20 protein-coding genes, 1 tRNA gene and 1 other RNA gene are annotated in these 20,040 nt (G+C 44.2%); 15 read left to right on the plus strand and 7 right to left on the minus strand.

What is annotated here, in order from left to right; translation table 11 throughout:
* Window positions 1–6: 6 nt before the first annotated feature.
* Window positions 7–91: transfer RNA gene (locus tag QQ041_RS00360), tRNA-Tyr, on the minus strand.
* 549 nt (window positions 92–640) lie between these two features.
* Here QQ041_RS00360 and QQ041_RS00365 point away from each other — a divergent pair.
* From QQ041_RS00365 to QQ041_RS00375, 3 genes are all read left to right on the plus strand, one after another.
* Entirely contained in the window at window positions 641–1,717 is a 1,077-nt protein-coding gene (locus QQ041_RS00365; protein ID WP_285952838.1) for an efflux RND transporter periplasmic adaptor subunit, read from the plus strand.
* Window positions 1,717–4,830 (plus strand): vibriobactin export RND transporter permease subunit VexH, encoded by a 3,114-nt coding sequence (vexH, locus tag QQ041_RS00370; protein ID WP_285952839.1) that lies wholly within the window; start codon window positions 1,717–1,719, stop codon window positions 4,828–4,830. Before QQ041_RS00365 ends, vexH begins: the two co-directional genes overlap by 1 nt.
* 127 nt (window positions 4,831–4,957) lie before the next feature.
* Window positions 4,958–5,278, plus strand: a complete 321-nt coding sequence (locus QQ041_RS00375) for a DUF1244 domain-containing protein (protein ID WP_004736423.1) — start codon at window positions 4,958–4,960, stop codon at window positions 5,276–5,278.
* An 83-nt stretch (window positions 5,279–5,361) separates the two neighbouring features.
* On the opposite strand, the gene QQ041_RS00380 is transcribed toward QQ041_RS00375, so the two are convergent.
* Window positions 5,362–6,429 carry a PLP-dependent cysteine synthase family protein gene (locus QQ041_RS00380; protein WP_017064069.1) on the minus strand — a complete coding sequence of 356 codons (1,068 nt, stop codon included), beginning with the start codon at window positions 6,427–6,429 and terminating at the stop codon, window positions 5,362–5,364.
* Between the two features lie 147 nt (window positions 6,430–6,576).
* On the opposite strand from QQ041_RS00380, the gene QQ041_RS00385 reads away from it, so the two are divergent.
* Together QQ041_RS00385 and QQ041_RS00390 are read left to right on the plus strand one after the other, a co-directional pair.
* Window positions 6,577–7,032, plus strand: a complete 456-nt coding sequence (locus QQ041_RS00385) for an Lrp/AsnC family transcriptional regulator (RefSeq protein WP_017056968.1) — start codon at window positions 6,577–6,579, stop codon at window positions 7,030–7,032.
* A 72-nt stretch (window positions 7,033–7,104) separates the two neighbouring features.
* Window positions 7,105–7,761 (plus strand): hypothetical protein, encoded by a 657-nt coding sequence (locus QQ041_RS00390; RefSeq protein WP_285952840.1) that lies wholly within the window; start codon window positions 7,105–7,107, stop codon window positions 7,759–7,761.
* A 125-nt stretch (window positions 7,762–7,886) separates the two neighbouring features.
* On the opposite strand, the gene tesB is transcribed toward QQ041_RS00390, so the two are convergent.
* Window positions 7,887–8,747, minus strand: coding sequence for an acyl-CoA thioesterase II (gene tesB / locus QQ041_RS00395; RefSeq protein ID WP_048664245.1), 861 nt, complete (start codon window positions 8,745–8,747; stop codon window positions 7,887–7,889).
* A 168-nt stretch (window positions 8,748–8,915) separates the two neighbouring features.
* On the opposite strand from tesB, the gene QQ041_RS00400 reads away from it, so the two are divergent.
* Window positions 8,916–9,356, plus strand: coding sequence for a YbaY family lipoprotein (locus QQ041_RS00400; protein ID WP_029222253.1), 441 nt, complete (start codon window positions 8,916–8,918; stop codon window positions 9,354–9,356).
* A 75-nt stretch (window positions 9,357–9,431) separates the two neighbouring features.
* Here QQ041_RS00400 and QQ041_RS00405 read toward each other — a convergent pair whose 3' ends face one another.
* Window positions 9,432–9,734: an MGMT family protein gene (locus tag QQ041_RS00405; RefSeq protein WP_060982945.1), complete on the minus strand. Its 303-nt coding sequence runs from the start codon at window positions 9,732–9,734 to the stop codon at window positions 9,432–9,434.
* Window positions 9,735–9,947: 213 nt separating this feature from the next.
* Between QQ041_RS00405 and QQ041_RS00410 the strand changes: the two genes are divergently transcribed.
* Entirely contained in the window at window positions 9,948–10,691 is a 744-nt protein-coding gene (locus QQ041_RS00410) for a hypothetical protein (protein WP_285952841.1), read from the plus strand.
* Window positions 10,692–10,887: 196 nt separating this feature from the next.
* Window positions 10,888–10,984: signal recognition particle sRNA small type (gene ffs / locus QQ041_RS00415), an RNA gene on the plus strand.
* Window positions 10,985–11,092: 108 nt separating this feature from the next.
* On the opposite strand, the gene QQ041_RS00420 is transcribed toward ffs, so the two are convergent.
* Window positions 11,093–11,854, minus strand: coding sequence for a transporter substrate-binding domain-containing protein (locus QQ041_RS00420; protein WP_285952842.1), 762 nt, complete (start codon window positions 11,852–11,854; stop codon window positions 11,093–11,095).
* Between the two features lie 171 nt (window positions 11,855–12,025).
* Window positions 12,026–12,364, minus strand: coding sequence for a hypothetical protein (locus QQ041_RS00425; RefSeq protein WP_285952843.1), 339 nt, complete (start codon window positions 12,362–12,364; stop codon window positions 12,026–12,028).
* A 247-nt stretch (window positions 12,365–12,611) separates the two neighbouring features.
* Between QQ041_RS00425 and QQ041_RS00430 the strand changes: the two genes are divergently transcribed.
* From QQ041_RS00430 to QQ041_RS00450, 5 genes are all read left to right on the plus strand, one after another.
* Complete coding sequence (locus QQ041_RS00430; protein ID WP_146491755.1) at window positions 12,612–13,445, plus strand: AraC family transcriptional regulator; 834 nt, start codon at window positions 12,612–12,614, stop codon at window positions 13,443–13,445.
* A gap of 145 nt (window positions 13,446–13,590) precedes the next feature.
* Entirely contained in the window at window positions 13,591–14,319 is a 729-nt protein-coding gene (locus QQ041_RS00435; protein ID WP_285952844.1) for an AzlC family ABC transporter permease, read from the plus strand.
* Between the two features lie 2 nt (window positions 14,320–14,321).
* A complete protein-coding gene (locus QQ041_RS00440; RefSeq protein WP_050644634.1) occupies window positions 14,322–14,651 on the plus strand; it encodes an AzlD domain-containing protein in 330 nt (109 codons plus the stop codon).
* A gap of 50 nt (window positions 14,652–14,701) precedes the next feature.
* Window positions 14,702–15,007, plus strand: a complete 306-nt coding sequence (locus QQ041_RS00445) for an NIPSNAP family protein (RefSeq protein WP_146491757.1) — start codon at window positions 14,702–14,704, stop codon at window positions 15,005–15,007.
* 81 nt (window positions 15,008–15,088) lie between these two features.
* Entirely contained in the window at window positions 15,089–15,862 is a 774-nt protein-coding gene (locus QQ041_RS00450; RefSeq protein ID WP_285952845.1) for a ribonuclease H family protein, read from the plus strand.
* A 192-nt stretch (window positions 15,863–16,054) separates the two neighbouring features.
* Here the strand turns inward: QQ041_RS00450 and QQ041_RS00455 are convergent, their stop codons facing one another.
* Window positions 16,055–17,203, minus strand: a complete 1,149-nt coding sequence (locus QQ041_RS00455; protein WP_146491759.1) for a glycosyltransferase — start codon at window positions 17,201–17,203, stop codon at window positions 16,055–16,057.
* A 325-nt stretch (window positions 17,204–17,528) separates the two neighbouring features.
* On the opposite strand from QQ041_RS00455, the gene QQ041_RS00460 reads away from it, so the two are divergent.
* Complete coding sequence (locus tag QQ041_RS00460; protein ID WP_146491760.1) at window positions 17,529–18,455, plus strand: glycosyltransferase; 927 nt, start codon at window positions 17,529–17,531, stop codon at window positions 18,453–18,455.
* 16 nt (window positions 18,456–18,471) lie between these two features.
* Window positions 18,472–19,908 carry a lipopolysaccharide biosynthesis protein gene (locus QQ041_RS00465; RefSeq protein ID WP_285952846.1) on the plus strand — a complete coding sequence of 479 codons (1,437 nt, stop codon included), beginning with the start codon at window positions 18,472–18,474 and terminating at the stop codon, window positions 19,906–19,908.
* The last annotated feature ends 132 nt before the right edge of the window (window positions 19,909–20,040 follow it).

Genomic DNA, 20,040 nt, shown 5'->3' on the forward strand with positions numbered 1-20,040 from the left:
AGAATATGGTGGAGGGAGACGGATTCGAACCATCGAAGGCAGTGCCGGCAGATTTACAGTCTGCTCCCTTTGGCCACTCGGGAACCCCTCCAGGGTGTTTTTCCTAACTCATAATGGATAGGCTAAAGAGATGTTTTTCCCAACGCATCTCTCAAGTGCGGAGCGCATCATAGCAAACACGTTAAACCTGTAAAGAGTTTTTCTTATGGTTTTGTGTTGAATGCTGCCTTTTTGGGCAAAGATGGCGAAAAGTACGCATATTGCTCGGGAAGTGAACATCTGTACTAAGGTTTACGTATTAATAGGTAACACCTTGAGGTAACTGGCTTTCTGTACGGTGTCTGATTTGTGTAATTCGCTAAGAAACGTAAATGGAATTTAATCTAGATTTACACTTCTTGACGTTACAGCATTCATCAGTTGATAGAATACGGTTAATTTCATTTATAGATAATAATACCAATCGTAGTAAATAACATGTCATCCTAGCTTGTTAAAAAGCTCGATAACGGCGTTAGAATTTTTGATTGTAGAATAACTACTTATCGAAAACTCTTCCTTGTTCTCAAGCCTTTTTCCTGCGCTATTTCTGACCGTTTACTTACTGTGATTGGTATAAACTTACTTGCAGACCATTATTATGAAGCGTAAATCTGTTTTAACCCTGCTTAGCTTGTCTATTCTTATGGCGTCTCCAGCCGCACTAGCTAAACGCATGGGCCCTAGCACTGTCACTGTTGTTACTGAGCAAGTTGATATTCACCAAGTTAGCCAATCTCTTTCGTTGGTCGGTAAGTTAGAAGCAGAACAATCTGTGATCATTACCTCTGAAGTAGCGGGCAGAGTTGACTCTATCAACATCAAAGCCAATCAAGATGTCACCAAAGGGCAGATGTTGGTTCAATTAGATGACGACAAAGCAAAAGCTGCAGTTGCAGAAGCGCAAGCGTACCTAAAAGACGAGAAACGTAAGCTAGCGGAATTCCAACGACTAGTGAAACGCAACGCGATCACGCAAACTGAAATTGACGCTCAGAAAACCAATGTAGAGATCGCTAACGCTCGTTTAGCCGCTGCAAATGCCAACCTGAAAGATCTGCACATCAGCGCGCCATTCTCGGGTACTGTTGGTTTTATCGACTTTAGCCGCGGTAAAATGGTGACAGCAGGTACTGAACTCGTGACCCTTGATGACCTGTCAGTAATGCAGTTAGACCTTCAGATCCCGGAGCGCTACCTTTCTAAACTATCTAAAGGTATGAAAGTAACGGCTCGCACCAGCGCATGGGGCGAGACTCAGTTTACTGGCACAGTGGTCGGTATTGATTCTCGTATTAACGCTGAAACCTTGAACCTTCGAGTTCGAATCCACTTTGATAACAATAATGATTATCTAAAGCCAGGCATGTTAGTGGCAGCGAATATGGACTTCCCACCAGTGGAAGCGCCAATCATTCCCGTTCAAGCGCTTGAGTATTCAGGTACGAAGCGTTTCGTTTATATTATCGGCGAAGATAACAAAGCGACTCGTACCGAAGTTTTCTTAGGTGCTCGTATCGACAACGAAGTCGTGATCGACAAAGGCATCGAAATTGGTCAGAAGATCGTGGTGCAAGGTATCGTGAACATGCGTGACGGCGTCTTGGTTCAAGAGCTTGCCGTCAATCGCCCAGTTGATGCAGCGAGTAATAAAAAAGTACAAGAAGGCGCTAACTAATGTTGTTATCTGATGTTTCTGTAAAGAGACCAGTCGCGGCCGTCGTATTGAGCCTACTATTGGTTGTGTTTGGTATTGTCTCTTTCAACAAGCTCGCAGTTCGTGAGATGCCAGATATTGAAAGCCCGGTGGTATCGATCAGTACCCGTTATGAGGGGGCTTCTGCCACTATCATTGAAAGCCAAATAACCTCCAATCTTGAAGATCAGTTATCCGGCATCAGTGGTATCGATGAGATCGAATCCACAACGCGTAACGGCATGTCGCGTATCACGATTACCTTTGAGCTTGGTTACGACCTCAATACCGGTGTTAGTGATGTTCGTGATGCCGTAGCTCGTGCGCAGCGTTCATTGCCCGATGAAGCCGACGACCCCATTGTTTATAAGAACAACGGTAGTGGTGAAGCTTCGGTCTACATCAACTTAAGCTCGACGGAGATGGACCGAACGCAGTTAACCGATTACACCGAGCGTGTATTGATTGACCGCTTTAGTTTGATCTCTGGTGTGAGCTCGGTGGATATTTCTGGCGGCTTGTACAAAGTAATGTACGTCAAGCTGAAACCTGCGCAGATGGCGGGTCGTGGTGTTACTACCTCGGATATCACTTCTGCACTAAAAAGTGAGAACATTGAAAGCCCCGGTGGTGAAGTACGTAACGATGCGATTGTGATGTCGGTTCGTACCGCTCGTTCTTACACTGAAGCGGAAGACTTCGAATACCTAGTCGTTAAACGCGCTTCAGACAATACACCTATTTACCTTAAAGATGTCGCTGATGTTTACATTGGTGCAGAGAACGAAAACTCGACCTTTAAGAGTGACGGCGTTGTTAACGTAAGTATGGGTATTGTGCCTCAGTCAGATGCGAACCCACTTGAGGTGGCTGACTTAGTCCATAAAGAAGTCGAAGCAATTCAAAAGTTCTTGCCAGATGGTACTCGTTTGGCTGTCGACTATGACTCAACAGTCTTTATCGACCGTTCGATCTCTGAGGTTTACAGCACGCTCTTTATCACGGGTGGCTTGGTTATCCTTGTGCTTTACATCTTTATTGGTCAAGCACGTGCGACACTTATTCCTGCGGTAACCGTACCTGTATCTCTGATCTCGTCGTTTATTGCGGCGTACTACTTTGGCTTCTCTATTAACCTGATCACTTTGATGGCACTTATCTTGTCGATTGGTTTGGTGGTAGATGATGCGATTGTGGTGGTTGAGAATATTTTCCACCACATTGAACGTGGTGAGTCACCACTGCTTGCAGCCTATAAAGGTACTCGTGAAGTAGGCTTTGCGGTAATCGCAACAACGCTGGTATTGGTTATGGTATTCCTACCAATCTCGTTCATGGACGGCATGGTTGGCCTATTGTTTACCGAGTTCTCGGTATTGCTCGCTATGTCGGTGATCTTCTCGTCTCTGGTCGCATTAACGTTAACGCCAGTGCTAGGCAGTAAAATCCTAAAAGCGAACGTTAAACCAAACCGTTTCAACCTGTTTGTCGAGCGCGTATTTGGCAAACTTGAGTCTGGATACCGCGCGGTATTGCGTCGTGCTCTAAACTGGCGTTGGGCAGCTCCAATCATCATTATCGCGTGTATGGGGGGTAGTTATGGCTTAATGCAACAAGTGCCGTCGCAATTAACTCCACAAGAAGACCGTGGTGTTATCTTTGCGTTTGTTCGTGGTGCCGATGCAACCAGTTATAACCGTATGTCGGCCAACATGGACATTGTTGAAGAGCGCCTAATGCCGTTACTTGGTCAAGGTTTCTTGAAATCATTCAGCATTCAATCACCAGCGTTTGGTGGTAATGCGGGCGACCAAACAGGCTTCGTTATCATGATCCTAGAAGATTGGGACGAGCGTGATGTGACGGCACAAGAAGCCTTGAACGAAGTTCGTAAATCTTTGAATGGCATTCCTGATGTGCGTGTATTCCCGTTCATGCCGGGCTTTAAAGGTGGTTCAAGTGAACCTGTTCAATTCGTACTCGGTGGTTCTGACTACTCCGAACTTCAGAAGTGGGCAGAGATTTTAAAGCAAGCCGCTGAAGACTCACCAATGATGGAAGGTGCGGACATCGATTACTCTGAGAAAACACCAGAGCTATTGGTTACCGTAGACAAACAGCGTGCAGCTGAGTTAGGTGTGAGCGTTTCGGATATTTCGGATACGTTAGAAATTATGCTTGGCGGACGCAGTGAAACCACCTTCGTTGACCGTGGTGAAGAGTACGATGTGTACCTGCGTGGTGATGAGAACAGCTTCAACAACGCAAACGATTTAAGCCAAATCTACATGCGAACTCAGTCAGGTGAGCTAGTAACGCTTGATACGTTGACACACATTGAAGAAGTGGCATCGTCGATTCGTTTGTCACACTACAACAAGCAGAAATCGGTGACCATCAAAGCGAACCTAATGGAAGGTTATACGTTGGGTGACGCACTGGATTTCCTTGATGAGCAAGCAATTGAGCAGTTACCGGGTGATATCTCTGTGAGCTACTCTGGCGAGTCTAAAGACTTCAAAGAGAACCAATCGAGCATCCTAGTGGTGTTTGCGCTAGCGATGTTGGTCGCGTACTTGGTATTGGCTGCGCAGTTTGAAAGCTTCATTAACCCACTGGTGGTGATGTTCACCGTACCTATGGGTATCTTTGGTGGCTTCTTAGGTTTGGTGTTGATGAGCCAAGGCCTCAATGTTTATAGCCAAATTGGTATGATCATGTTGATCGGTATGGTAACCAAAAACGGTATCTTGATCGTAGAATTTGCCAACCAACTTCGTGACCGTGGTATTGAGTTTGAAAAGGCGATTATTGATGCTTCGGCTCGACGTTTACGTCCAATCATGATGACAGCATTCACGACACTAGCGGGTGCAATTCCATTGATTACCTCAACAGGTGCAGGCTATGAAAGCCGAGTGGCAGTGGGTACGGTTATCTTCTTCGGCATGGGCTTCGCGACACTGGTAACTCTGTTCGTAATCCCTGCGATGTATCGATTGATTTCTGGCTCAACACGCTCTCCGGGTCACGTGGAAGCGGAGCTTAATAAAGAGCTTAGCCATGACAACGTGGGAAGAACCAGTCACGGTTAATGAGCACGGAATAGTGTAACAATATTGAAAAGCCTGCGTTTGCTCCTAGCGAATTGCAGGCTTTTTTTGTATAACACACAGAGCTCAACGAATTAATACAAGAAAACAAATACCAAAGGAAAGTAAAGTGGCTGAATTTAAATACAAAGATCTTTCTCAAGAAGAACAAGATAAGCTGGATGCAGCAACCTTTCGTCGCCTGTTAGCACACCTAGATAATAATAAAGATGTTCAGAACATCGATCTGATGATCTTGGCTGGTTTCTGCCGTAACTGTTTCAGCAAATGGTACAAAGCGGAAGCTGAGCAACAAGGCTTGGACTTGGATATCGATGACGCTCGTGAACGCGTATATGGCATGACTTACGATGAGTGGAAACAAAACCATCAGCCTAAAGCGACGCCTGAACAACTAGCAGCATTTGAAGCGAAGCAAAAACCAGAATAGAACTGGCTAATTTGGTTATCAAAGATATAAAAAAGAGCCCATCAAGGGCTCTTTTCTACTTCGAACTATCGGCTGATATGAACTTAAGCCAGTTCACCCGTCTGCGAGAAAGCTTCTAGCTTTGCCGCATACGGTTGTAGGTCACCGATATTCAGATTTACCCACTCGTCATTGAAGTAAGTGTCTAGGTAACGCTCACCGCTGTCACACAGTAAAGTTACGATCGACCCTTTCTCGCCACGCGCTTTCATTTCACTGGCTAGCTGAAGCACACCGTACATGTTAGTACCGGTTGATGCGCCAACCTTGCGGCCAAGAATGTCAGATAACCAATGTGTGGTTGCGATACTTGCGGCATCTGGGATTTTACGCATTTCGTCAACCACACCAGGAATGAAGCTTGGCTCTGCTCGTGGGCGACCAATGCCTTCAATCTTGCTGAATGTACTGCCTTTCACGTTCGCATTGCCGGTTTGGAAGTATTCGTGGAAGACAGAGTTCTCAGGGTCGACAACACAAAGCTTAGTTTCATGCTGTTGGTAGCGAATGAAGCGGCCGATAGTTGCAGAAGTACCGCCAGTACCTGGGCTCATTACTACCCAAGCTGGAACTGGGTGATCTTCCATCTGCATTTGATTGAAAATCGAGTTAGCGATGTTGTTGTTACCACGCCAGTCGGTTGCGCGCTCAGCGTAGGTAAATTGGTCCATGTAGTGACCATTTAGCTCTTCTGCTAAACGACGAGACTCATCGTAAATTTCATCTGATCGGTCAACAAGGTGCGCTTGGCCGCCGTAGAATTCAATCTGCTCAATTTTCTTCTTCGCTGTGCACTTTGGCATTACTGCAATAAATGGCAGGCCAAGTAGGCGAGCAAAGTACGCTTCAGATACCGCAGTGCTGCCTGATGAAGATTCGATGATTGTTGTTTCTGGGCCAACCCAACCGTTACAGATAGCGTATAAGAACAGAGAACGCGCTAAGCGGTGCTTTAAAGAGCCTGTAGGGTGTGTGCTTTCATCTTTAAGGTAAACATCAATGCCTTCGATACTTGGTAGATCGAGCTTGATAAGGTGCGTATCCGCTGAGCGTTGGTAATCCGCTTCAATTTTACGAATCGCGTTGTTAATCCATTGATGGTCAGTGCACATAAGCGTTCTCCTGATCGAGTGTAGGAATTCTTTGTAATTGGTATGGTTCTAATTTATCTATAATTCGAGAGAAAAACTTTGCCATATTTGCTTTGTTTTGCTTAAATTGTAGAAAATTATTCTCTTTAAATTCGATTTGGTGAAAGTGTGATTGATGCTGTAGACAAAAAAATATTAGGGTTACTGCAAGAAGACAGCACGTTGTCATTGAACGATATTTCTGAAGCGGTCAATCTCACCACAACGCCCTGTTGGAAAAGGCTTAAGCGCCTTGAAGAGAACGGCATTATTGAGAAAAGAGTCGCGTTACTGAACCCGGAAAAATTGGACCTTTCCTTTACCGCGTTCGTGTTGGTGAAAACCAGTGATCATTCTCATGAGTGGTATGGGCGTTTTGTGAATACCGTGTCGGAATTTCCAGAAGTGATGGAGTTCTATCGCATGGCTGGCGAATATGATTATATGATGAAGGTTCAGGTTAAAGACATGAAGTGCTTTGATGATTTCTACAAGCGCTTGGTGAATAGTATTGATGGTATCTCTAATGTGACCTCGACATTTGCGATGGAACCATTGAAGTACACGACAGCATTGCCGCTTTAAGCTACGCCTAGTTACTCATTAACTATCATGTCAGTTTAGATATCGCCCCTGCGATAAAGAAAAGGATTATTCATGTTTGCAAAAGTATCTACCGCTATCCAACTAGTATTGGCGATCGCCATTTTTTACCTTGGCTACACCATTTACTCATTCACCAATAAAGTCGGTGATATTGTCGATACCTATCCGCAGGTTATTGAGGATTTATCGGTATTGACTAAAGGTCTTAAAGTTGAAGAGTGGCTAGAGTTTGCATCTCATGTCGACGAGCTAGCCCCTCGAGTTTTAGATACTGTCGAAGAGGTGAGAAAGACCATCGATGACGTGAATCAAACCGTAGCGTCGGTCGACAACAAAATCCCTGCGATATTAGATGAAGTTAAAAATGTTCGAACGGAAGTTGAGCAGGTAAGAACTGATGTTATTCCACCAACATTAACTGAGTTAAAACGATATCGCGTCGACGTAATGCCACCAATGCTTGCGGAAAGTAAGTCTTACCGTGAACAGACTATTCCTGTCATTGTCACTGAATCTGAAATGCTACGAGCGGAAGTTCCGGGTATTTTGGCACAAGCTAATTTGTTAGCTGATAAGAGTAAAGAGCTCGCTCAGGGAGCCGCAGAAGGGGCGGTGAAAGGCGTAGTGTTATCACCATTTAACTTATTGCGAGATGCGGGGGATGGTATAAAAACTCGCGTACAAGGCGAGTTTGAACCCGCAGAATAGGGGAGTTAGGGCTTGGTTTTCTAGTTTGGTGAGTTGTCATATTTAATAGAAAGAGGCTAGGTGTGACACCTAGCCTTTTTCTATTTTGATGTGGCTTGTTTATTCAATTTAGAAGTAATTATTCGTCACTTAGTAAAACGCATCACACCTTCTTGTACTGCCGTCGCTACTAGCTCACCTTTTTGGTTAAAGATCTCGCCGCGCACTAGGCCACGAGTGTTAGCTGCCGTTGGACTTTCAATCGCGTAAAGCAGCCATTCATCCATCTTGAATGGGCGGTGGAACCAGATGGAGTGGTCAATCGTCGCCACTTGGAAGTTTGGTGTCATGATAGAGACTTCGTGAGGGTGAAGTGCCGTAACCAAGAACCCCCAATCGGATGCGTAAGCAAGCAGGTATTGATGAATCAATTGATTGTCTGGCATCGCGCCATTTGCTCTTACCCAAAGATATTGTTTCGCTTCCGTCTTTTTAGGATTGAGTGGATTCACGACCGTCACCGGGCGCATCTCAATCGGCTTTTCGCCACAGAAGGTTTTGCGTAGTTTCTCTGGTAAGAATTCCGCAATGTGGCTCGCTAATTCAGTTTCAGATGCAAAGTTCTCTGGTCCAGGAATATCTGGCATAGCAATTTGGTGTTCAAAGCCTGGCGCATCGCCATGATAAGAAGCCGTGAGATAGAAAATAGGGCGACCATTCTGAATCGCTTTAACACGGCGGGTACTGAAGCTGCGTCCATCTCTTAGGTTCTCAACATCGTAAATAATGGGTTTTTCAGGGTCGCCGGGAAATAGAAAGTAACTGTGGAACGAGTGCACACTGCGGTCGTCTTGAACAGTGTAACGAGCAGCAGACAGCGCTTGCCCTAATACTTGACCGCCGTATACCTGTGGCAGACCTAGGTTCTCACTTTGCCCGCGGAACAGACCTTCTTCTAGTTTCTCTAGCTGAAGTAAATTGAGTAATTCTTTTAAAGGTTGACTCATCGCCAGCATGCCTCTTGGTAAAATAGGTGTCAGATTATGGTGTTAATCATTTAGCTTAGTCAGATATCTGTCAATAAATCATAGGGTTTCGAGACAGAATATGAAAGCTCTCTTATAATTGCTGAGTAGATTTGCCGAGTCCGGCAAACATGTTGAGAGAAATTGAATATGAAAAAGGCTCTAATTCTTATTACGTCTTTAGTATCGTTTGGCCTACTTGTGGGTTGCCAAGCAACATCAGAAACAAACGCTTCTCAAGAAGTGGTTGCAGAGAACACTCAAGTGATTTCAGGAACAGTAAGCTACCGTGAAAGAATTGCATTGCCAGAGAATGCAGTGGTTACTGTGACGTTAGAAGACATCTCACTGGCTGACGCACCATCGACGGTTATCGCAACTCAAGAGTTCACCACTGATGGTAAGCAAGTACCGTTCGCATTCGAACTGAGCTACGACAACAACAAGATTAAAGCTAACCACCGTTACAACATGCGCGCGACAATTCATGTTGATGGAAAACTGCGTTTCACTACTGACACTATTAAGTCGGTAATTACTGATGTAGAAAATACACAGCAAGCAGACCTACGTTTGGTTGGTGTTCGTTAATTCAAAGTCGATGCCAACGTTAAGGCATCTTGATTGGCTTAAATTAGTCAGTTGAATTAGCGATTAGTGGCAGCTTTAGGGCTGCCATTTGTATATTCTGAGTTTGATCTTTCCTGCATCACTCACTTCAACTCCTTCTTTGACCAAATGCTGCTTTTGTCGGTCGAACGAATCACCCTTTAAAGAGATCTCTCCCTTGCTGTTTATCACTCGATACCAAGGCAGTTTGCTACCTTCTGGTAGGTTACCAAGCGCTTTACCAACATGCCGCGCATAGCCCGGAAATCCTGAAAAACGTGCTATGTCTCCATAAGTTGTTACTTTTCCATATGGAATTTGGTGAATCACAGCAAAGATTTGGCTCAAAAATTGGTCCATACTAAATGTTCCTAGTTCATAAATACCAATCACAGTAAGTAAGTGTTCAAAAATAGCGCAGGGAAAAAGCTTGAGAACAAGACAGATTTTTCGATAAGTAGTTATTCTACAATCAAAAAATCTAACGAGGTTATCGAGCTTTTTAACAAGCTAGGGGGACCAGTTAATTACTACGATTGGTATGGTACCACGGATCGGTAGAAGGAGAGGGCTATGGTATTTTCAACGTTTCAGTTCTTGATAACCACATTATTAGCGGTTGTTTGCGCGAGAGCAATCAGTTTAAGTGAGGGAGACATCCCTGTGCTTGCAATGGTAATTCCTGCTTTATGGATTTTACCGCAGGGGGGCATAGCAGGATTAGCTTTGCTTATTTCCATGACCACTTATGGTCTAACCCTTCCTTTGCAGCCCATTACGCTGTCTGTCAGTGCATGGGTACTATTTCCGCTATTGATGGTGGTCTTCTCAAGACGCAGTAGTTTGTCAGTCGTGATTATTTCCGGCTTGATTGTGACTACTTTGCAGGTCGGGATCATGGTCACGCAATCAGCAGGCAAGCTTGAAGGCGTCCCGTGGGTTACCACACTTCAGACCTTATCTATCATCGTAATTTGGTGGGCAGCCAATCATCTTAAGCCAGCCAGCCGACACAGCTGGTGGTCATTAGGCTTAATACTTCCATTATGGATAGCCGATTTACCTTATGCTGCTTTGGTGGCCTTGTGTATAACGGGCATCATGGCATCAATGGAAACGCTGACGCGCTTGAAAACGTTCCGCTGGAATAAGCTACTGTGTTGGACACTGCCAACGGTCGGTTTTGCGGCTCTGGTAATTACTCCAAGTATCGAAGTACCAAGCCCTGTCTTTGTGGTGTGGTTGTGTCTATTAGGCACCGCGTGGATGACAGACTACATCATTCGCACAGAAGATAACGAAGACATCGATGTCTAGTACTTCAGCAATCCAAACCTTCCAAATGCAGGTAAATGGTGAATTTACCTGCGATTTTCTAGTGGTTTGAATAAAGGATAAGCACTTAGACCGCAATTGTTCAAAAATAGGGTGGAAGGGCTTGCAATGGTTGCTGTGATGCTTAATAATCCAATCACTCTTTGAGGCAAGCCTCTAAGAAAACGAATCTATGGGGGCCTGGTCCTCCCGCAACAATAGCTCGTGAACTCGGTCAGGCCTGGAAGGGAGCAGCCGCAGCGAGTGACTTGTGTGCCGGGATGTGGCTGGGTTCCCACCCCTTAAAAAAGCCGCTCTTAATGAGCGGCTTTTTGCTATCTGAAGCTTTCCAAAAATTAAACAACAATTTTCATCAGTGAAGCTCATTCATTCTGTGCGCTAGGCTATTCATAAATACTGTATGAGAAGTACTTGCTAGCAATCTTTTGGTGTTGACCGTTGTCGATCAGTCTTTGTATTCCACTATCGATAAGATTTTTGAGTTCATTGTCTTGTTTTCGTACCGCTACACCAATACCACGTCCGAACCATTTCTCTTCGGTGAATTTAGGGCCTGTAAAGTGATAGTCTTTACCTTGTTCTGTTTCAAGAAAACCCGCATTGAGCCCCATAGAGCCACCAAATACGGTATCGAGACGACCGTTGAGTAAATCGGTAAAGGCTTCGTCGAATGAGCTGTAACGCTTAATGTCTACATCTGGGTAAATATCAGAAAGGTACTTATCGCCAATAGTTGCTCGCTGAACCCCAATAGTTAGGTCATTCAAGCTTTCGTCGCTCATATTGATCTCTCGATCTTTCTTCATCACAAAACGAGTAGGAACTTTGGCGTAGGGGATAGTGAAGTTAACTTTCTTTTCACGTTCTTCGGTAATTGTCATAGCCGCTATAATTGCATCGTTTTTACGGCTTAAAAGTGATGGGATAATACCGTCCCAATCAGTTTTTGAGATGATACATTTTACTTCTAATTCGATACACAAGGCGTTGGCTAAATCGACTTCAAACCCCTCTAATTCACCATCTTGCGTTGTCCAACTGAACGGTGGGTAAGCTCCTTCAACAGTAAAGCGAATTTGTTTCCAATCTTTTGCGTATGTGAACACAGAGAAAATACTGACGAATGCAACAAGTATCCATTTCATTGGTTATTTCCTTATAGTAATAAAGGATACCGATGATTAACTAATTGTTAACATTTATCAATGCGAATGCATATTGATGTGAGCAAAGGCATGCAGATCAATAAGTTTGCTCTGGTTTTATTTTTAGAAGCACTGCTAGCGTATTCAATGAGGATAAATTACGTATCTTTCTCAATTCGCAGGTAGCACAGTAGCAGGTGCCTCTTCCTCAGAAGCTTCCTTGTCTTCGACTTGTTCAGCTACCCAATCAATCGTCTTTGTCAAATAAAGCTTGTTGGTTTCGGTATCACACCAACTCTTTGATAACCCTCTTCGATTAAACTCACTACCAATTGCAGCCAGTGTTTGGTTACTTGGTCTACCGTAATACAAGGTGTCGCACAGTTGTAGGTTCGACATTGATTGTGGGTATGTATTAACGGGGGAGGAATTCATACTTAGTGCTTTCGACTGGTTGTGAGTACACCCAGTTAGGCTGAAGAAAAAGAGAAGGATTAGCGTGTTTTTCATAGTGTATCAGGTCTATTGCCGATGATTAGAAGGCAGTATTGCCATGACTTCTTTACTAATTTGTCAATTTATTGCCAACTCGGGGCATACCTAGACTTTCCTCTCAGTTAGAAAGCAATATCGCGAGGGCCTAAAGCAACGATAAGAGCAGTATTAACAAACAAAAGCGCAATTTTGTACAAAAGTTGAAAGAGCCTATAGAGTAGACTGATAAGTCGCTCGATAATTAACAGGCTTGGGAATCGTTATGGAGAACAAGAAACGCTCTAAAGAAAAGGCCGAATATAAGATAACGGAAGAGTTCGGTGGCCTTGAAATCCTTAATGCTGAATACGAGAAGCAGAACTTCTCGCGCCATAGCCATGAGGGCTACACGCTTGGGGTTATTGAGCAAGGCGCTCAGCGTTTCTATCGAACGGGCGGACATCATATTGCACCACAAGATGCGATTATTCTCGTGAATGCCGATGAAGTTCATAGCGGGCACTCTGCCACAGAAGGCGGTTGGGCGTATCGAGCGATGTATCCACTCCCAGAGCAACTTGCCAAGATCACTCAAGAGTTAAACTTACCTAACTACGGTGCACCATACTTCCCAAGAGCGGTTGTAGAAGACCCTGAGCTCGCCAATCAATTGAGATTAGTCTTCAACACGATTGATGAATCTGATAACCGCTTATTAAGAGAAACATTGATGTATGGGATGTTGGTTAAGCTGATTAGCCGACACGGAAAATCGCCGCTTAAACCCCAACTAGATGGAAAAACTCAGCGCCAACTTGTCTTAGTGAAAGAGTTCTTAGATGACTTTCCACAAGCTGATGTGTCCTTAGAGGAGCTGTCAAAGTTAGCGGCTTTGAGCCCGTATCATTTAGTACGTTCCTTTCAAAAAGAGTTTGGTCTTCCGCCGCATGCGTATCAGATCCAATCTCGGCTAAGGCTTTCGCGTAAGTTATTGAAACAAGGGCATACCATTTCAGATACCGCTCAAGAATGTGGCTTTCATGATCAAAGCCATTTTCATCGACACTTCAAAAAGGCCAATGGCTACACGCCGGGGCAATACGTCAAAATGCTCTAAACTTGCGTGGCTAAGGCATGGCTAACTTGTGTTAAGTGCGGCTAAGGTACGGTGAATTGGGGCATGAAATTGAGCAAGTTTGTACAATCGAACCGACTCAACTCCTCTTACATTGAATAGCCAATGTGAGAGAAAAAAGAATTATATGGATAGTGAAACAATGGATAGACGAACACAGTTATGGAAGGGCGTTTTAGCGGGAATGCCTTTGAGTATTGCGGTAATCCCTTGGGGAATTCTAGCCGGTTCATATGCGATAGATGCCGGATTGAATCAACTTCAAGCGCAAGCGATGTCGGCTATTTTGTTCGCAGGGTCGGCACAACTTGTTGCTGCAGGCATGTTCAAAGCGGGTATTGGCTTAGGTACTATGCTTCTGACCACACTGTTCATTACCTCAAGGCACTTTTTATACAGTGTATCGATGCGCGACAAAATCAGTCACCTTCCTGTGCGCTGGCGTCTATTACTTGGATTTTGGCTTACCGATGAGCTGTTTGCGATTTGCAGTGGGCAATCTCAGCAGGAATTTAATCGTTGGTACGCAGTTGGTGTAGGTGGGGTATTTTACTTTGTTTGGAATATTGCGAGCTTTGTTGGCATTGTCGCCGGTAGTCAAATTCCGTCACTCAACGAAATTGGGCTCGACTTCGCGGTTGCAGCAACCTTTATCGCTTTGGTTTTTCCATTAATCCGCACTCTACCCGTCGTGGTATGTGTGGTTGTTTCTCTGGTCACTTCGGTTGCCATGTCGGTTAACAATATTGAGGGTGGACTAATGATTGCAGCGATTGCCGGTATGTTAGCGGGCTTTTTCAGCGAATCGTTCCAAGAGCGAAGCAACGGTAACAAGACAATCGTAGAGGGGAAATAGAGATGATTTGGTTAACGATATTACTCATGACTGCGATTGTTTTCTTTAGTCGGTATCTGTTTTTAGAACCTGCAATCCCGCTTCGGCTCAATCAAACCGCAAGACGCCTATTACGCTATTCAAGCCCAGCGGTACTGACAGCGATTTGGGGGCCCATTGTATTTGCTCCTGAACAAACATTTTGGCCAAGCCTTGAAAACCCATACTTGATAGGTGCGGTGGTGACTGGCTTGCTGATTTGGAAAACAGGCAATGTGCTGCTAACGATCGGCGTCAGCATGGCGGTGTTTTTGTTCTATAACCTCGTTGCGGTTGATTACCTTTTCTCTTGAGCTTCAATTTAGGTTTTATGTTTCTCCCATGATTTAAAGGCTATATAAATATGATTACTTGTTATGTTCGATATGTGATTGATCCTAAGAAGGTAAATGAGTTTGAGGCATACGCAAAAATGTGGATTCCTTTGGTCGCTAAATTTGGAGGCCAACACAATGGTTATTTCTTACCGTCGGAAGGGGCGAACAATATTGCCTTGGCGCTGTTTACCTTTGAAAGTTTGGCTGCTTATGAAGAGTATCGAATTAAGTCGCTGAGCGATGCTGAGTGTATTAAAGCGTTTGAATTTGCAGATGAAGTGGATTGCATCGTGAGTTATGAACGCAGTTTTTTTAGACCTGTTTTAGAGTGATAGACCTTGCAACGTATAGCGTGGTGGCATCTAATGTACTGATTCACTGTTTGTGTGTTTAGGTTTTGGTAAGGAGTTAGTTTGGCTAAGAAATATTATGTGGTTTGGAACGGTCGCACACCGGGTATTTTTACCACTTGGAACGAGTGTAAAGCGCAAGTTGATGGCTTTGCTGGTGCGAGATATAGATCGTTTCCAACACTAGGCGAGGCTGAGTCTGCTTTCGGTGGTAAAACGTCGTCTGCGTCAGGGTCTACGGCTACAAAGCCAAGCTCTACGGGTAAGTCGACGAAAGCAAAGGTGCCGCCTCTTTCAGAGCAGCAAATCACTGATATGCCTTTTGATATCAAGATCTTTACCGATGGTGCTTGTGAGCCAAACCCTGGTGAAGCAGGGACGGGGTTGGCGGTTTACCAAAACAACCAATTAACAGAATTGTGGTATGGCTTGTATCAGCCTGTTGGTACCAACAATACCGCCGAGTTACATGGCCTTAAACAGGCGTTTTTACTCGCAAAAGAGAAGTTAAACTCAGGTTTGTCTGTTGCGATTTATTGTGACTCTAAGTACTCGATAGATTGTATTACTAAGTGGGCAACTGGTTGGGAGAAAAAGGGCTGGACGAAGTCGGGCGGCGAGATCAAAAACCTCGATATTATTAAACCTGCCTATGCGCTCTACCAAGAACTGGCTTCAAAAATTACCATCTACCATGTGAATGGGCACGTTGGTATTGAAGGTAACGAATTGGCCGACAGAATGTCGATTGTGGCTATTTCATCGCAAGAGCAACAACTGACTCAATATCGTGATATCGAAGATATTGAATCTATTTTGGCACTGCGAGCTGGCTAGCTAGGCTTCTTAATGAACAGCTAATAAAAGTTACTGAAAACCGAAGATCTCATAATTAGGTAGAAGATGCTAAATTGAGCGTTACATTTGAAGTTGATGTAGCGCTTTGCTTTTCTTGTGGAAGCTGGTGGTGCTTAGTTTCTTAAGTGTTAATTAGTTGCCTTAGTAGTAATTAGCTACTTTAGTTAGCTACTATTGAGCCGGGTCTTCTATCCAGCGAGATAATTGCTGAGCTTGTTTTATCGAATTAAAACTGTCCTTCACTCTCTGACGTGCCTTTAATCCCATTGACGTTTTATCATTGCTGCTCAACTGTGCAAAACGCTCAATCGCTTCTCTTAATTCCTCAACGTTCTTTTCGTTAACCACAAAACCGGTTTCAGGTGAGACGATCTCTTTGCATCCCATGATGTTGGTCGTAATGACGGGTGTGCCTACGGCCATCGCTTCTTTTAAAACGAGTGGTCCGGTATCCACACATCCTGTTTCAGAAAAGCAGAATGGTGCGATTAGGCTCTCATAGTTCGACAGTTTCTCTTTCACCCACTCGTTAGGTTTGGCGCCAAGAAAGGTCACGTTTCGAGTGAGCCCTTGCTCTTTTACCTGCAGTTTTAATTGTTGCTCTAAATCACCAGTACCGATGATATCAAGATGAATGTCAAGAGGTTGGGCTATCGGTGCTAATGCATCAATAAGGTGGTGGAGACCTTTTTGTTCAACTAACCGGCCAAGGAAAACAAAGCGAAGTTGTTTCGTTTCAGTTTTTGGATTGAGTTGGAATTGTTTGGTATTTACTCCGCAGTGTAGGAGCTTAACGTTTCCTTTCGCCATAGTATTGAAGTCCGCGAGCATGTCTTTGCAGACAGCGACCACAAAATCACTCGAAGAGATTTTCTGTTCAATATCATAAGCAAACTCGTAAACATCGTGGCCATGAGCGACAAACGAGCAAGTAATATTGAGAAGCTTTGCTGCTACGATAGCGTGAGCTGTGGTGTGCTGACAGAAATGTGCATGAACGTGTTCTACGTCTTTTTCTGCGAGTTGCAGTGCTAATTTAAATCCATAAGCGAACAGTGACTTTTTAGGCATACTGGTTTGCTTAGAAATAAATGAGATAGCTTTGAACAACCCTAGCCAGTTAATGTGGGTCACTTTACCCATCTGAACGTCTTTGCCAATTTCGACAATGTCGTAGTCAAATTGTTTTTCGCTGTTTTCAATTTTGAAGGTCATGACACAGACATCGTGTCCACAATCTTTCAAGGAGTCGACTTCTGTTTGAATGAAGGTCTCACTGAGTACAGGGTAGGTTGGCGCCACAAATGCTACTTTCTTCATTCCTTACTCCTCAAATCCATATGATTAAAGCGATTAAAGCGATCAAGCCAATGTAATAACCAATAAAGCAAGATACGAACCAAGATCTAATCGTAGCTTTGGCGGGCATTTCAATGGTTTTTTGAAGGCTACCCACCTAGAAGTGTCCCGTTTTCTCAAATTGATAGTCAAATTGAAGTTGTAGGTTTTTCGACCTGATGCGTTTTGTCGTCATTTTGGGAATGGACGCGTAGGTGGCTGATCTAGAAATGATTTTGTAGCTAGAAACTCTCGGCATAGAACATGCAACGTCAGCCATATAACGTATAAATCTGAGGGCGTCATTATGGCTAAAGTAAGTGTTGTTATTCCTACCTACAACTGCTTGGATTACCTGCCGAAAGCAATTGGCAGCGTACTAAAGCAGACTCATCAAGATGTTGAGCTCATTGTCATTGACGATAACAGTAACGATGGAACGTCTACGTATCTCGCGTCGATAGACGATGAACGCATTATTACCTTATCCACTTTGGGTGTTGGCGCACCTCAAGCAAGAAACCTTGGAATAGCGAAAGCAACGGGTAAATACATTGCTTTTTTAGATGCTGATGACTTCTGGCTACCCGAAAAACTCGAACACCAACTCGAATTTCACCAACGATACCCAGACCTCGCGATGAGCTTTACCAATTACGAACATCTCACTGAAGACTACCAAGTGATAGTCGATTGCTTTAGTTATTGGTCGCAGTTTCAAGATCAAGACGAGCTGTTCATCAATATCGAGAAGCCTTTAGAGTTCATTATTGAAAACAATGTCATTGGCACATCGACGGTCATGGTGAAAGCGGATGTGTTTTCTCAAACAGACGGTTTCAACCCTGATATCAAATACGCAGAAGATTGGGAGTTGTGGCTTCGAATGAGTGAAAATCATCAGATTGGTGTATTGAACTCAGTGCAAGTAGGCTACTTGATGAGATCGAGTTCCGTTACCCAAACGGAAAGCCTTAAATTGAGAAATTTGCAGTCTATAGAAGCTATTCTCCAGCGTTACCAAAATGACAGTCAACGATGGGACCTACCAACTTCGAGTTTCAAAATCGCAAAAGCAAGAATTCTGGAAGGTTACGCTGACTATTATCGAGGCTTACAAAAAAACCGACTGGCCATCTCATACAGTATCCGTTCGTTAGTTTTGGCTCCTCAAAAACGAACGTTACGACATCTTCTTGGGGACTGTAAGAGTTTCCTAACGCCTGCATGGTAGGGAATAGGTGTCTCCTATGGGTTCACTAAAACAGTCCGCCTATTACGCCATCGGTATTGTGATGATGAAAGGGATCTCACTTGTGATGATCCCCTATATCACCCATAAAATGACGTTGGCTGAATACGGTTCATTAGAGGCCATCGTCTTGCTGGCTGATATAGGGACGATCCTATTTAGTTTCGGTATTGTTGAGGCAATGTATCGATATGTGGGGGTGGCTGAGGGTGAAGAAAAGAGAAAGCTTGTCTCCAACTGTTTCACTTTGAGTGTTTTAGTCTGCGTGTTAGGAGGTGCCTTAATAGCTCTTAGTATGCCGCTGTTGTTATTGATGTTGCCAGTCGAGTTCCAGCCTTATCAAATCCTACTGCTATTGATCCCTACCATGCTAGATGGTGCGATTTCTATCCCGCTAACATTGATGCGAATGAATGCGATGGCCAAACGTTTTTGCATGCTCAATGTATTGAAGGCGAGTGTGCAAGCAGCAATGACCTTTATCCTACTGGAAGCAGGCTATGGCATTGATGGTGTTCTGATATCTTCCGCGGTGTCGAGTGTGTTGTTGATGCTGTGTTTATTACGTTATCAATGGCAAGAGATGGGTACATTTGGCAGCCTCAAGTACTCTGCTAAGATTCTAAAATTTGGGTTACCCACGTTAGTCGGTGGTGCTTCGATATACATGATTACAGGGCTAGACCGTTGGGTGATGGCGAGTTTCGTCGGCGTTGAAGAGCTTGCGATTTATGCGGTCAGCGGTAAGTTTGCGTTGATTCTAGGCTTACTGTTGCAGCCTTATGCGCTTTGGTGGTTTCCAAATCGTGTTGCCATGCTTCAACAATCCGGTGGTCATAAAGTGTGTGCGGAGAGAGCGCTAGTAGGCGTTAATCTGGCCATTGTTTTGGGCTGTTTGATGATCCTCACTGTACCTGGATTTATTGATTTGATTCTACCAAGTAGTTATCAGTACGCGGGGACTATCGTCGTGGCACTCTTGGCTATTGGTGTAATAAAGAGTGCAGGGGATTACCTTAATCTAGGCTGCTTTAGTGGTGACTCAAGTCAATCGCAAATGTGGATACAGGGTGGGTGTGCAGCCTTAGCAGCCATTGGTTATTTTGTTGTGACACCTATCTATGAAGTATGGGGAGTTGTGATGGTGCTCTGTGGCACTTACGCCGTGAGATTGTTACTGCTCTATATCGTGAGCCAAAAGATGGAATATTTACCTTATGATCACCGTAAATGGATGGTCGCGGTGAGCATCGGTCTACTTGCGATTATCAGTGACAGGCTCCTTGGTTGGGTGCTGGTTGATGTGCATGATTTTGTTTTAGGCAGTTTTGTTGCGATAGTGACGTTAGTTGCCTTCATTCGATACTCTATTATCCCTGTACCACAGGCGCTACTCGATAAGTTTATGTTAGGTAAGCATTCGCATGTGGGTTGAATTCGTGTCACCCAAAGTACAGCGGGTAATCGGCACTTAGACACACAATCATCCATGATAATAAAACACTGTTCATAATCGGTCGAATTAGATAGTATTTATAAATTCAGTGAATGCTAGCGATGGGAAGAT

Origin of the sequence: Vibrio sp. TMPB1044 (assembly GCF_030442075.1) — a bacterium.
Classification (GTDB): Bacteria; Pseudomonadota; Gammaproteobacteria; order Enterobacterales; family Vibrionaceae; genus Vibrio; species Vibrio satsumensis.